The following is a 13103-nucleotide window of genomic DNA, read 5'->3' as shown; positions in this document are numbered from 1 at the left end:
AACTGTTCGTTCGAACGAACAGTAACTTGTTTCAGTATTAGGCACGTTCGGTTCCGCGTCAAGATCGCGTCAAGACGCCAGGTCGGTGCGTAAGTGGATCGTCAGAGACGCGGAATCCGTCCTAACCGAGGTCGAAGCTGAGAGAGCGCACCCGGTCGAGGCGACCGAGCGTCATGGCTGCGATGCACAGCAGCACGGCAAAAGATTTCGAAGAGGGAAGCTCATGGCCGATCTGGCCTACGTTGCTCTGATTCTCGGCGGTTTTCTCGTGTGCGCGCTCGTGCTGCGCGCCCTACAGGCGAGCGCTCCCAAATGACGGTTGCCGGCGTGGTCAGCGTGGTTCTGATCGCCGTCGCCGCGGCACTGGTCATCTATCTGCTTGTTGCACTCGTAGATCCTGAGAGGTTCTGATGTCGCCCGCTCTTGCAGCCGGCCTGCAGATCGCTTTTGTCCTCGTCGTTCTTGCCATCGCCTACGTTCCGGTGGGCGACTACATGGCGCGTGTCTACTCGTCGACGCGAGATCTGCGCGTCGAGAGTGTGATCTACCGCGTCGGCCGGATCGACTCTCGCGCCGAGCAGACGTGGTACGGCTACGCCGCAAGCGTTCTCGGATTCTCGCTGGCGAGCGCCTTGTTCTTGTACTTCCTCCAACGGATCCAGGGTGTACTGCCGCTGAACGACGGACTGTCAGGTGTCAGCCCCGCCGTTGCCTTCAACACCGCGATTTCCTTTGTGGCGAACACGAACTGGCAGTCGTACACGCCGGAAACCACGATGAGCAACTTCGTTCAGCCCGTCGGTCTGGCGGTGCAGAACTTCGTCTCGGCTGCAGTGGGCATGGCAGTGGCAATCGCGTTGGTGCGTGGCTTCATCCGTGTGGCCAGGGGCGGTGAGATCGGCAACTTCTGGGTCGATCTGACGCGTGGTTCTCTGCGCATCCTCCTGCCCTTCTCCTTCGTGATCGCCCTGATCCTGTTGAGCCAGGGAGTGATCCAGTCTTTCCACAGCGGTTTCGCCTCCACCGGCCTCGACGGCAATGCGGTGACCAATGCACTTGCTCCCGTCGCGTCCCAGGAAGCGATCAAGGAACTCGGCACCAACGGTGGCGGGATCTTGGCTGCCAACTCGGCGCACCCGTTCGAGAATCCCACCCCGGTGAGCAATATCGTCGAGATCCTGGCGATACTGCTGATCCCGGTTTGCCTCACCCGGACATTCGGAACCCTGGTCGGTGACCGTCGGCAAGGCCTCACCCTGCTGGCAGTGATGGGAATCCTGTGGAGCGGACTGCTCGCGGTGACGCTGGCGGCCGAATCCGGCGCCCGCGGTGTCGCTGCCACTGCGGCCGGTTCGATGATGGAAGGCAAGGAAGTTCGCTTCGGAATCCCCGGATCGGCATTGTTCGCGGTGGCCACGACGGGAACGTCGACGGGTGCGGTGAACTCGGCCCACGACAGCATGTCGCCCCTCGGCGGCGGAGCGGTCCTGCTCAACATGTTGCTCGGCGAAATCGCCCCGGGCGGAGTAGGAACCGGCCTCTACGGGATTCTTGTGCTGGCACTGATCGCAGTGTTCGTCGGCGGATTGTTGGTCGGTCGCACCCCCGAATACCTCGGCAAGAAGTTGGGTCGACGCGAGATCACCCTTGCGGCGCTGTCGATCCTGGTCATGCCCGCGCTGGTCTTGATCGGTACCGCCATCACCGTGATCCTCGGTTCGACCACCGGTTATCAAGGCAATGGGGGAGATCCGGGCACGCCGGGATCGATTCACGGGTTCAGCGAGGTGCTTTACGCCTTCGCTTCCGCCTCGAACAACAACGGCAGTGCGTTCGGCGGTCTGACGGTCACCAGCGACTGGTTCCAGTCGTCTCTCGGAATCTGCATGCTCCTGGGCCGGTTCCTGCCGATCATCTTCGTTCTCGCTTTGGCCGGTGCGCTGGCCTCGCAGAAGAAGGTGGCGCCGACGGCCGGCACCCTCCCGACGTCCGGACCGATGTTCACCGGTTTGTTGACCGGCACCGTCGTTCTTGTTGCTGCACTTACATTCTTCCCGGCCCTCGCGCTGGGCCCGCTAGCGGAGGCTCTTCAATGACCGTGCGTATCAGTGAGAAACCCGTGGTGGCGCAAGACGCTGCCGACACGGTTGATCCAGGGCAGTCCCGTCAAGTACACGCAGGCGTTTTCAACCCGCGGCAGATGATCACCGCGTTGCCGGGGGCCGTGCGCAAACTCGACCCACGCCACCTCGCCCGCAACCCGGTCATGTTCGTGGTGTTCGTCGGTTCCGTCATCACCACCGTCATGGCGATCGCCGATCCCTCGGTGTTCTCCTGGGTGATCACCCTGTGGCTCTGGTTCACGGTGATCTTCGCGAACCTCGCCGAATCCGTGGCCGAAGGGCGCGGCAAGGCGCAGGCGGCAAGCCTGCGAAGGGTAAAGCAGGACACCACAGCACATCGGATCACGATGAGCGGTGCGATCGAATCGGTGTCGGGCACCGAACTGGTGGTCGGCGATCGGGTAATAGTGGTTTCCGGTGAGGTCATCCCCGGCGACGGCGACGTGGTCGAAGGTATTGCGTCCGTGGACGAATCGGCGATCACCGGTGAATCCGCGCCGGTAGTCCGTGAATCCGGTGGCGACCGCTGCGCTGTCACCGGTGGTACGACGGTCCTCTCCGATCGCATCGTCGTGGAAATCACCGCAGCACCGGGTAGTTCGTTCGTGGACCGGATGATCGCGCTCGTCGAGGGTGCCTCGCGACAGAAGACACCCAACGAGATTGCGCTCAACATCCTGCTTGCGTCGTTGACCGTCATCTTCCTCCTCGCCGTCGTTGCCATCGGCCCCATGGGCTTGTACGCAGGGCACGAACAGGATCCGATCAAGCTGATCGCACTTCTCGTCTGCCTGATCCCGACGACCATCGGCGCGCTGCTCTCTGCGATCGGTATCGCAGGGATGGACCGCCTCGTCCAGCGCAACGTTCTCGCGATGTCGGGGCGCGCGGTGGAAGCTGCGGGCGACATCGACACCCTGCTGATGGACAAAACCGGAACCATCACCTTCGGTAACCGCCGGGCCACCGCGCTCCATCCGGCGCCAGGTGTATCCGCCGACGATCTGGCTGCGGCAGCGCGCTTGTCGAGCCTGGCCGACGGAACTCCCGAGGGACGGAGCATCGTCGAGTTGTGCGCAGCGGAGTTCGCTCTCGCTGCCGAGCCGACGCTGGACGAGGAACGCGCAGAGTTCGTTCCGTTCACGGCACAAACACGGATGAGCGGACTCGACCACTCCGGACGCCAAATCCGAAAGGGCGCAGCAGATGCGGTGATGAACTGGGTCGTCAGCGGAGGTGGACACGCAGAGACCGCGGTGACCGACACCGTGAACGACATCGCCCAAGCCGGCGGTACACCGCTGGTTGTAGCCGTCAAGCACAGCGAAAGCACCTCGATACTCGGCGTCATCGCATTGTCGGATGTCGTCAAGCCGGGAATGGCCGACAGGTTCGCCGAACTCCGGGCGATGGGTATTCGCACGATCATGATCACCGGCGACAATCCGTTGACCGCAAAGGCGATTGCCGACCAGGCCGGCGTCGACGACTTCATGGCGGAGGCCACGCCGGAGGACAAGCTGGCCCTGATTCGGAAGGAACAGGAAGGCGGGCGCCTCGTCGCGATGACCGGTGACGGGACCAATGACGCTCCCGCCCTTGCCCAGGCGGACGTCGGGGTCGCGATGAACACGGGAACCTCGGCAGCCAAAGAGGCCGGGAACATGGTCGATCTCGATTCCGATCCCACCAAGCTGATCGAGGTGGTGGAAATCGGCAAGCAATTGCTGATCACCCGCGGCGCGTTGACCACCTTCTCGTTGGCGAACGACCTGGCGAAGTATTTCGCAATCCTGCCGGCCTTGTTCAGCGGCATCTACCCGCAGCTGGACGCGTTGAACATCATGCGTCTCGCCACCCCCGAATCGGCGATCGTCTCGGCCGTGATCTTCAACGCCTTGGTGATCATCGGTTTGATTCCGTTGGCACTCAAGGGTGTTCGATACCGACCGTCGACGGCATCGCAGTTGCTCGGACGTAACCTGCTCGTCTACGGTCTCGGCGGTGTGATCACACCGTTCGTCGGTATCTGGTTGATCGATCTCGTCGTACGTTTGATTCCTGGAATTGGGTGACCTGACATGCGTTTCACTATCGGTTTTGCCAAACAGGTGTGGGCGGGTTTGCTCGTATTGCTCGCGCTCACCGTCGTTCTCGGTGTGGTCTATCCCGCCGCGGTGTGGGGTGTCAGCCGGATCAGCTCCGGATCTGCCGAAGGCTCACCGGTCACCGATGCCGCCGGTTGCGTGGTCGGCAGTGCCTGGGTGGGTGTCGATCCGCAGGTCGCCGAAGGGCAGCAGGACCCGTTCTTCCACAACCGTGTAGTCGGATCCGTTTCGGACGAGGATCCGTTTGCCACCGGTGATCCCGCTGCGGCACTGCCGTCCAACCAGGGGCCGAGCAGCGAAGTTCTGGCCGGATTCGTCATCGAACGTCGGGCCGCCATCGCGGCCCGTGAGGGCGTCGACCCGGCATCGGTGCCCGTCGACGCGGTCACCGGTTCGGGATCGGGTATCGATCCCCACATCAGTCCGGCGTACGCCGAATTACAGGTCGCGAGGGTGGCGGCGAACAACGGCATCTCGGAAGAGAAGGTGCGGGATCTGGTGGCCGAGCACACCGACGGCAGACAACTCGGATTTCTCGGGGTCGAGCGAGTCAACGTCCTCGAATTGAATCTGGCACTCGGATTGACGGCACCTACGTGTGCTACGCCGACGACTGGTGGATGATTGTCACGTGAGTTCTTCGGAGAAGGTCGGTCAATCTTTCGGTAGGGCACGCAAACGTGGTGAATTGCGTATCTACCTCGGTGCTGCCCCCGGCGTCGGAAAGACCTTCGCGATGCTCGGTGAGGCTCATCGGCGTCGAGATCGGGGCTGTGACGTGGTCGCGGCCGTCGTGGAGACACACGGCCGCGCCCGCACCGCGGCGCAGATCGGAGACCTCGAGATCGTGCCGCCCAAGCTGGTGGATTATCGCGGAACTCGGATGCCGGAACTGGACGTCGAGGCCGTGTTGGCTCGGCGTCCGGCCCTTGTCCTGGTAGACGAGTTGGCACATACCAACACGCCAGGGAGCAAGAATCACAAGCGCTGGCAGGACGTACAGGAACTGCTCGAAGCCGGGATCGACGTTCTGTCCACGGTCAACGTGCAACACCTCGAAAGCCTCAACGACGTTGTCGCGCACATCACCGGCGTTGTGCAGCAGGAGACGGTTCCGGATGCGATAGTACGGAGTGCGGCGCAGGTCGAGTTGGTGGACATCACCCCGGAAGCGCTGCGTCGCAGACTTTCTCACGGAAATGTGTATTCACCGGAACGTGTCGATGCGGCCTTGGGCAATTACTTCAGACGCGGAAACCTCACGGCGCTACGCGAACTGGCGCTGCTGTGGGTGGCCGATCAGGTGGACGCCGCACTGGCGAAATACCGGGCCGAGAACAAGATCACCGATACCTGGGAAGCGCGCGAGCGTGTCGTCGTTGCCGTGACCGGGGGACCGGAGTCGGAAACCCTGGTACGACGCGCATCTCGAATCGCGTCGAAGTCGAGCGCCGAGCTGATGGTGGTCCACGTCGTACGCGGTGACGGACTCACCGGAGTCTCGGCCCCCGAGATGGGCAAGGTGCGCGCGTTGGCTGTCGGAGTCGGCGCCACGCTTCACACCGTTGTCGGTGACGACGTACCGTCGACGCTCCTCGAGTTTGCCCGCGAGGAGAACGCCACCCAGTTGGTACTGGGAACGTCGCGGCGTTCCCGCCTGGCCCGCATCCTCGACGAGGGGATCGGCGCCGCGGTCGTTCAGCAGTCCGGCGGTATCGACGTCCACATGGTCACGCATGAGGAAGCGACGGCGCGACGACGCATTTCGGTGCTGGGGCGCTCGGAACGCCGGGTCCTGTCGTGGATTGCGGCGATCGTCGTGCCTTCGCTCGCGGCCGCGATCATGGGGCTCGTCGACCGAATCTCCGGGGTCAACGGCGAGAACGCATTGTTCTTCGTCGTAGTCGTGCTGGTTGCGCTCCTCGGCGGCGTCGGCCCGGCGATATTGTCGGCACTGATTTCGGGTCTGCTGCTCAATTACTTCTTCACCGATCCTCGGTACAGCTTCACTATTGCCGAGCCGGACAACTTCATCACCACCGTCGTGCTGCTGATTGTGGCTGTGGCAGTTGCCGTTCTGGTCGATGCAGCGGCAAAGCGCGCACGAGAGGCGAAGCGCGCCTCCGAGGAAGCCGAACTGCTCACACTGTTCGCGGGATCAGTTCTCCGCGGAGCCGACCTCTCGACACTTCTGGCGAAGGCACTCGAAATCTATCGCCAGCAAGGGGTTTCCGTCATTCATCACGACGACGGAGTCATCGCTGCCGTGGGTACGCAGCCGCCGACCACGGACGACGAAGCCGATACGGTCTGTGAGGTCAACGACGGGGAATATGCGCTGTTGCTGACTGGGCCCGACCTGAGTGCGCGTGATCGACGGGTGCTGACGGTGGTGGCTCACCAAGCAGTCGGGATGATCCGCCAAGAGAAACTGACAGTCGAGGCGAGCAAGGCTGCCGCGCTCACCGAGGCCGATCAACTGCGTCGAGCCCTGCTGTCAGCGGTAAGCCATGACCTGCGAACGCCTCTCGCCGGAGTGAAGGCGGCGGTGTCGAGTCTGCGCAGCGACGACATCGAGTTCTCGCCCGAGGACACCGCCGAACTACTCGCGACCATCGAGGAGTCGGCGGATCAGTTGACGGCACTGGTCGGGAACTTGCTCGACTCGTCCCGCCTTGCTGCCGGCGTGGTGAAACTCACGCTGAGGCCGGTGTATCTGGACGAGGTGGTTCACCGTGCATTGCTGGGTCTGGGCATCGGTGGACGCTCCGATTCGCGGGCTCGAAGCGTAGTCGTCGACGTGGGTACCGTTGCAGTGCAAGCAGATCAAGGTCTGCTCGAACGGGTGATTGCGAACATCGTCGATAACGCTCTGCGCTACGGGGGAGAAACCCCGGTGCGAGTCGGGGCGGCGCAACTCGGTGATCGTGTGGTGATCAGTGTTGCCGATACGGGCCCGGGTGTTCCGCGAGGTGAGGCCGAAACGATGTTCCAGCCGTTCCAACGGATGGGAGATCGCGACAACACCGGCGGAGTGGGCCTCGGGCTTTCCGTGGTGCGCGGATTCGTCGACGCAATGGGCGGAACGGTCAGCGCCACAGACACACCCGGTGGGGGATTGACGATGATCGTGGAGTTGGCTGCGGCCGGTACGAATGGGAATGGATCATGAGTCGAATCCTGGTAGTGGACGACGAACCGCAGATTCTGCGAGCTCTGCGTATCAATCTTTCGGTGCGCGGGTATGAGGTGGTGACCGCGTCGACCGGCGCCGGCGCACTGCGGGCTGCTGCCGAGCGTCCACCGGACGTCGTGGTACTCGATCTCGGACTGCCGGACATGGACGGCACCGAAGTGCTTGCCGGCCTGCGTGGCTGGTGCACGGCGCCGGTCATCGTGCTCTCGGCGCGCACCGACTCCGCGGACAAGGTGGAGGCGCTCGACGCCGGTGCTGACGACTACGTCACCAAGCCCTTCGGGATGGACGAGTTTCTGGCCCGCGTGCGCGCTGCGGCGAGGCGGGGAACCTCCGCGGCGGACACTTCGGAACCGTCGGTCGAGACTGCGTCCTTCACTGTGGACTTGGCTGCCAAAACAGTGAGTCGGCGCGGTGAACAGGTGCACCTGACGCCGACCGAGTGGGGCATGCTCGAGATGCTTGTGCGCAACCGCGGAAAGCTGGTCGGGCAGAAGGAATTGCTTCGGGAGGTGTGGGGACCGGCGTATGACACCGAAACCCACTATCTGCGTGTCTACCTTGCTCAGCTTCGTCGCAAACTCGAAGACGACCCGGCCAACCCCAAACATCTGATCACCGAGGCGGGGATGGGTTATCGATTCGTGGTGTGAGAAGCCAGGTCAGAGCACAACTACTAATTTGCCACGTGCCGTACCGGCTTCCATCTTGGCATGTGCTCGCGCGATGTCCTCGAACGCGAACACCTCGTCGATCGGTACCACCGCCTCGCCTGACGCCACAGCGGAGAGGAAGTCTTGCAGTACGTCTGCAGTCAGGTCGGACGCGTCCCCACCGTACGAGGTCAATCGCACTCCGCGTGGAATGTAGTCGATCGGATAAAAGTCTTTGACTGTCCACTCGTTGGACAGCATGCCCGTGAAACACACGGTGCCGTGAACGCGGGTCGCGCGCAACGTGTCGGGAAGTGTTGGTGTTCCGACCAATTCGAGGGCCAGATCAACACCGCCCGGAAGGATGTCTCGAACCTGGCCGGCTACAGCACCGTGGTCGACGATAAGGTGGTCAACCCCGATCGCGGTCAACGACGATGCTTTGCTCGCATCTCGGGTCGTCGCAAGGACAGTGAGTCCCCACTGCTTCGCCAGGACCGCGGTTGCCATGCCGACCGAGGAGGTTCCGCCTCGGATCAGTAGGGTGTGACCGGATTTCGCGTCCAGTCCTACAGTTAGCGAGCCGTAGGACGTCTGCAGCATCTCGGGGACTGCTCCCACTGTCGACCAGTCCAGTTCGCTCGAGAAGGGAACGACCTGACTGACGGGAACGCACGTGTACTCGGCGTATCCGCCGTCGAACGTCCTCCCCATCCCGCCCATCATGGCGGCGACCTGCTGTCCTTCGGCCAACTCCCCGCCGGGGCAGTTCACCACTTCACCGACGGCCTCGATGCCAGGCACCCGCGGGAAGGTCACGCCGTCGGCGAGGCCGAGTCGGGTGTGAAGTTCCGATCGATTGAGACCGAAGGCCTTCACCCGGATCAGCACCCACCCGGTGACCGGCACCGGTATCGGAATCTCCTTGATCGTCAATGCTTCTGGCGGACCGGGGGCGTCGAGCACGATTGCCCGCATTGTGACAGTCATGATTTCTCCTTCGTGGCGGGTGTCAGTCGACGGTTGGCCTCGCGGAGCGTGGCCAGTGTGGCGCCGAACCGATCGAGAGCCTCGGGTGTCAGGGCGGAACCGAGACGGCGTTTCAGTTCGTCGTCGAACGTGGCCTTCGCCCGCCCCAACAGTGCATTGCCCTCGGGGGTCAACTCGATGAGTGAGGATCGTTTGTCGGCGGGATTGGATTGTCGACGGCAGTGGCCCGAGGACTCGATCCGATCCACCAACTTGCTGGTGCCGCCGACGGTGATCGCGAGTGCTTCGGCGATGTCGAAGACCCGGCAGGAACCGAGTCTGCCGATGATCTGCATCGGCTCGAATCGGCTCAGCGGCAGGTCGTGCTCGGTTCGGAGTTTCTGGTCGATGGCCGTCCACAATTCGGTTTCGAAGCGGACGAGGTTGTCGAAGTGGCTGCTCAGGTCCGACCTCGTCATAGCCAGACCCCGAATCGGTATGCATTCCGTGGAATCATTTTTTCACCGTACGCCTGATTCACTATAAATTCCATGGAATCTATTTGCGGGCTTCCGCTTTGTCGGCAGGGCATGGGAACATATGTTCGTGTCGCACGAACCGTTCGAGCAAGAAACGCCAGGTGATCACCCTGGCGCTACTCGTTCTGGCGCTACTCGTTCTGACGGCAGTCGGCCTCCGGGTGACGCAACGATCCTGCACGCGGACCTCGATTCGTTCTACGCATCAGTCGAGCAACGCGACGACCCGACTCTGGCAGGTAGGCCTGTCATCGTCGGCGGTGGCGTGGTCCTGGCGGCAAGCTACGAGGCCAAGGCCTTCGGGGTTCGAACTGCGATGAGCGGTGGTCAGGCCCGTTCCCTGTGTCCCCAGGCGATAGTCGTTCCTCCGCGAATGTCCGCATACTCGCAAGCGAGCAAAGACGTGTTCGACGTCTTTCATGACACGTCGCCGCTGGTCGAGGGAATTTCGATCGACGAAGCGTTCCTCGAGGTCGGGGGATTGGCCCGGATCGTCGGCACGCCATTGCAGATCGGTGCGAACCTCAGGCGTGACGTCGCCGAGCAGGTCGGACTACCGATCACGGTCGGCATCGCGCGCACCAAGTTCCTGGCCAAGGTCGCGAGCGCGTTCGCGAAACCCGACGGATTGCTGCGGGTGCCACCAGAGGGCGAAACCGAATTCCTGCATCCGTTGCCTGTCGAGAAGCTGTGGGGCGTCGGCAAGATCACCGCCCAGAAGTTGCGAAACTTCGACATCGTGACGGTGGGCGACATTGCTCGGCACGACGAATCCTCGATCGTGTCGATTCTCGGCGGCGGCGCCGGCCGGCATCTCTATGCGCTCTCGCACAACCGAGATCCGCGCCCGGTCCGGGCCTATCGCGGCCGCAGTTCGATGGGCGCGCAGCATGCGTTGGGTCGCGGATCCCATCCCCGCACAGAACTCGATGCGTCGTTGATGTCCCTGGTCGACCGTGTCAGTCGACGCATGCGCTCGGCGCAGCGGACGGGGCGTACGGTCACGCTCCGCCTCCGCTTCGCAGATTTCACGCGGGCTACTCGATCTCACACGCTGCGCCGGTCCACGGCCGACACAGCGGAACTGCTGAACGCCTCGATGGTGCTGCTGGACGAAGCGATACCGCTGATCGCGGACAAGGGCATCACGTTGATCGGTGTGGCAGTCTCCAACCTGGATCGGGACGGCGCCGAACAACTCGAATTGCCCTTCGACGGTCCAGGATTCGCGGGTCCGGACACTGCCGCCCTCGACTCGGCGATGGACAGCGTCCGGAAGAAGTTCGGCTCCGCAGCCCTCACGAGGGGAGTCCTTCTGGGGCGCGACCCGGATCTGTCGGTGCCGTTGCTTCCGGACTAGGTGAGATTTTCTCGCAGAGTTGCTCCGTCGTACTCGCGACGGAACAACCCACGAGCCTGCAATGCCGGAATCACGTGATCGACAAAATCTTCCAGACCGTGGGGATAGGTCGGTGGCATCAGATTGAAGCCGTCGGCGCCGCGGCCGTGCAACCAGGCTTCCATTTCGTCGGCGATGGATTCGGGTGTTCCGATCATTGTTGCGTGTCCGCCACCGGCAGCCAATGTTCCGAGGAACTCACGCACTGTCGGTGAATCCTTCTCGACGATCCGCAGAATCGTTGCGTAGCGTCCCTGCGGCCCGGTGAATGCCTCGAGCGGCGGTAGTGGGGGGACAGGACCGTCGAGATCCCAGTCTTCGCAGTTCTGTCCGGTGAACAATGACAGTTGGCGTATCGACTGTTCAGTGGGCAGAAGGCGGTCCAATTCGGCCTTCTTCGCCCTGGCTTCGGCGACCGTGCTGCCGACGTAGGTGACCAAGCCCGGCATGACCGCGACGGCGGCGGAATCCCTGCCGGCGCGTTCGATTCTCGATTTCACGTCCGCGTAGTACTTCTGCGCGCTGGGGAGGTCGTAGGCAACCGAATAGATTGCTTCGGCGCGCCGCGCCGCCAGATCGCGACCCTGCTCGGACGCCCCGGCCTGGAACAACACCGGCCTACCCTGCGGGGATCGCGGAACCGTCAACGGGCCGTCCACCCGAAAATGCTTGCCGTCGTGATTGATTCGAGAAATCTTGCCGGCGTCGGCGAAACGCCCGCCGCGGTCGAGGATCAGGGAGTCTTCCGACCATGAATCCCACAGTGCGAGGGCTACTTCGACAAATTCGTCGGCTCGTTCATATCTGGACGCGTGGTCCGGCATCGCCTCCAGTCCGTGGTTGCGCGCTTCCTGGTCGAACATCGAGGTCACGACGTTCCAGCCGGCCCGGCCGCCGCTGATGTGGTCGAGTGATGCCAACAGCCGCGCCGCGTGAAACGGCGTGTAGAAAGTCGTGGAAATGGTGGTGACCAGACCGATGTTCGTTGTCGCTCGCGCCATGGCAGTCAATGCGGTGATCGGCTCGAGAAACCACGACGCACCCGACTCGGGTTCGCGAACACTGTGACCGTCAGCGAAGAAGACGGCGTCCAGCTTGCCGCGTTCGGCGATCTGGGCGAGCGACTCGTAATACGTGATGTCGCCGAGCCTTTCGACCGGTGAGTCGCGGTGACGCCACGCTGCACTGTGATGTCCGCACTCGAGAAGAAACGCACCTATCCGTAGCTGTGTTCCCATCAGTTCTTGACGAGTCCGCCGTCGACAACCAGGTTCTGGCCGGTCACGGCCCGCGACCAGGGCGAGGCGAAGAACAGTGCGGCGTCGGCGAATTCGTCCGGTGTCGTGACCCGGCGCAGGGGAGTACTTGCCGCGATCATGTCGAATACTGCTTCCGGCGTCGCGGCACTCGCGTCCGTGGTGCGGAGCAAGCCGCCGGAGACCATGTTGACGGTGATCCCGTCCGGACCGAGGTCCGCGGACAATGTCCTCGTCAGTGCCAACAGTGCGGCTTTGGCGGCGGTGTAGTCGTGGTACGGAACTACCGGATTCTGGACCAGATTGGTTCCGACAGTGATGATTCGGCCGAACCCGAGTTCTCGCATGCCGGGGAGTGCTGCCTGGGTGGTGTTGAGTGTCCCGGCGACAGCTCCGCGTAGTTGGGAGTCGAAGTCGGCCCAGGTGATCGTGTCCGCGTTCGGCCGGGCGTCACCGTTGAACGAGAAGTCGACGAGTGCATTGTCGACCACGGTCGAGATCGGTGCGTCGAATCGCTCGAGTGCAGCGGCGAACAACTGATCGACGGAGCTGCGGTCCGTCACGTCCGCCTGGACTGCGAAGGTGCGATCCTCGCCCAGTTCGGCGACCAGGGCCTCGGCGGCATCACGGCTCTTGTTGTAGTTCACGATCACCCGGGCGCCTGAGCGGGAGAATGCTCGGCTCAGTGCGGCTCCGAGCCCGCGGGCGCCACCGGTGATCAGGACGATCTGCTCGCTGAGTTCGAGAGCGCGCTGAAATTGCTGTTCGGTCATGTCGACATCCCTCCGCCAGTGCTAACTGGTCAGGTTCATCGGGTCTGATCTCAGCCGACTTTTTCGGCACCCCGTGTCGCCGTCCAT

The 13103-nt window shown here is 63.0% G+C and carries 11 protein-coding genes and 1 riboswitch; of the genes, 7 read left to right on the top strand and 4 right to left on the bottom strand.

Annotated features, from left to right (window positions below):
* The first annotated feature begins 312 nt into the window (after window positions 1-312).
* Genes kdpF through ACFQ6Y_RS22350 form a run of 6 tightly spaced genes read left to right on the top strand, consistent with a single transcriptional unit; the run spans window position 313 to window position 8080 of the window.
* Window positions 313-411, top strand: coding sequence for a K(+)-transporting ATPase subunit F (gene kdpF, locus ACFQ6Y_RS22375; protein ID WP_007731078.1), 99 nt, complete (start codon window positions 313-315; stop codon window positions 409-411).
* A complete protein-coding gene (kdpA, locus tag ACFQ6Y_RS22370) occupies window positions 411-2096 on the top strand; it encodes a potassium-transporting ATPase subunit KdpA (protein ID WP_283304186.1) in 1686 nt (561 codons plus the stop codon). The genes kdpF and kdpA overlap by 1 nt, the downstream gene beginning before the upstream one ends.
* Window positions 2093-4198 (top strand): potassium-transporting ATPase subunit KdpB, encoded by a 2106-nt coding sequence (gene kdpB / locus ACFQ6Y_RS22365; RefSeq protein ID WP_378637273.1) that lies wholly within the window; start codon window positions 2093-2095, stop codon window positions 4196-4198. Before kdpA ends, kdpB begins: the two co-directional genes overlap by 4 nt.
* A gap of 6 nt (window positions 4199-4204) precedes the next feature.
* Window positions 4205-4855 carry a potassium-transporting ATPase subunit C gene (locus ACFQ6Y_RS22360; protein WP_378637270.1) on the top strand — a complete coding sequence of 217 codons (651 nt, stop codon included), beginning with the start codon at window positions 4205-4207 and terminating at the stop codon, window positions 4853-4855.
* Window positions 4856-4862: 7 nt separating this feature from the next.
* Window positions 4863-7403 carry a DUF4118 domain-containing protein gene (locus ACFQ6Y_RS22355; protein ID WP_378637267.1) on the top strand — a complete coding sequence of 847 codons (2541 nt, stop codon included), beginning with the start codon at window positions 4863-4865 and terminating at the stop codon, window positions 7401-7403.
* The gene (locus tag ACFQ6Y_RS22350; protein WP_003944545.1) at window positions 7400-8080 is read left to right on the top strand and encodes a response regulator; all 681 of its coding nucleotides are present in this window, start codon (window positions 7400-7402) and stop codon (window positions 8078-8080) included. Before ACFQ6Y_RS22355 ends, ACFQ6Y_RS22350 begins: the two co-directional genes overlap by 4 nt.
* Before the next feature lie 9 nt (window positions 8081-8089).
* Here ACFQ6Y_RS22350 and ACFQ6Y_RS22345 read toward each other — a convergent pair whose 3' ends face one another.
* Both ACFQ6Y_RS22345 and ACFQ6Y_RS22340 read right to left on the bottom strand, forming a co-directional pair.
* Entirely contained in the window at window positions 8090-9070 is a 981-nt protein-coding gene (locus ACFQ6Y_RS22345; RefSeq protein ID WP_378637263.1) for a zinc-binding alcohol dehydrogenase family protein, read from the bottom strand.
* Window positions 9067-9528: a MarR family winged helix-turn-helix transcriptional regulator gene (locus tag ACFQ6Y_RS22340; protein WP_378637259.1), complete on the bottom strand. Its 462-nt coding sequence runs from the start codon at window positions 9526-9528 to the stop codon at window positions 9067-9069. Before ACFQ6Y_RS22340 ends, ACFQ6Y_RS22345 begins: the two co-directional genes overlap by 4 nt.
* 121 nt (window positions 9529-9649) lie before the next feature.
* On the opposite strand from ACFQ6Y_RS22340, the gene dinB reads away from it, so the two are divergent.
* Entirely contained in the window at window positions 9650-10948 is a 1299-nt protein-coding gene (dinB, locus tag ACFQ6Y_RS22335) for a DNA polymerase IV (protein ID WP_378538221.1), read from the top strand.
* Here dinB and ACFQ6Y_RS22330 read toward each other — a convergent pair.
* A complete protein-coding gene (locus ACFQ6Y_RS22330) occupies window positions 10945-12225 on the bottom strand; it encodes an LLM class flavin-dependent oxidoreductase (RefSeq protein WP_378637256.1) in 1281 nt (426 codons plus the stop codon). The genes dinB and ACFQ6Y_RS22330 overlap by 4 nt on opposite strands.
* Complete coding sequence (locus ACFQ6Y_RS22325) at window positions 12225-13016, bottom strand: 3-oxoacyl-ACP reductase (protein WP_378447905.1); 792 nt, start codon at window positions 13014-13016, stop codon at window positions 12225-12227. The genes ACFQ6Y_RS22330 and ACFQ6Y_RS22325 overlap by 1 nt, the downstream gene beginning before the upstream one ends.
* Window positions 13007-13100: riboswitch (TPP riboswitch) on the bottom strand. (Overlaps the previous gene by 10 nt.)
* Window positions 13101-13103: the final 3 nt, after the last annotated feature.

Source organism: Rhodococcus sp. NPDC056516 (assembly GCF_042794655.1).
Taxonomy (GTDB): Bacteria; Actinomycetota; Actinomycetes; order Mycobacteriales; family Mycobacteriaceae; genus Rhodococcus_F.
Note: the sequence above shows the minus strand (reverse complement) of the source record. Positions and strands in the feature narration are given on the sequence as shown.

Excerpts from the sequence above, each read along its gene's own strand:
- kdpF (WP_007731078.1), top strand. The coding sequence starts at position 313 with ATGACGGTTGCCGGCGTGGTCAGCGTGGTTCTGATCGCCGTCGCCGCG.
- kdpA (WP_283304186.1), top strand. The coding sequence starts at position 411 with ATGTCGCCCGCTCTTGCAGCCGGCCTGCAGATCGCTTTTGTCCTCGTC.
- kdpB (WP_378637273.1), top strand. The coding sequence starts at position 2,093 with ATGACCGTGCGTATCAGTGAGAAACCCGTGGTGGCGCAAGACGCTGCC.
- ACFQ6Y_RS22360 (WP_378637270.1), top strand. The coding sequence starts at position 4,205 with ATGCGTTTCACTATCGGTTTTGCCAAACAGGTGTGGGCGGGTTTGCTC.
- ACFQ6Y_RS22350 (WP_003944545.1), top strand. The coding sequence starts at position 7,400 with ATGAGTCGAATCCTGGTAGTGGACGACGAACCGCAGATTCTGCGAGCT.
- ACFQ6Y_RS22345 (WP_378637263.1), bottom strand. The coding sequence starts at position 9,070 with ATGACTGTCACAATGCGGGCAATCGTGCTCGACGCCCCCGGTCCGCCA.
- ACFQ6Y_RS22340 (WP_378637259.1), bottom strand. The coding sequence starts at position 9,528 with ATGACGAGGTCGGACCTGAGCAGCCACTTCGACAACCTCGTCCGCTTC.
- dinB (WP_378538221.1), top strand. The coding sequence starts at position 9,650 with ATGTTCGTGTCGCACGAACCGTTCGAGCAAGAAACGCCAGGTGATCAC.
- ACFQ6Y_RS22330 (WP_378637256.1), bottom strand. The coding sequence starts at position 12,225 with ATGGGAACACAGCTACGGATAGGTGCGTTTCTTCTCGAGTGCGGACAT.
- ACFQ6Y_RS22325 (WP_378447905.1), bottom strand. The coding sequence starts at position 13,016 with ATGACCGAACAGCAATTTCAGCGCGCTCTCGAACTCAGCGAGCAGATC.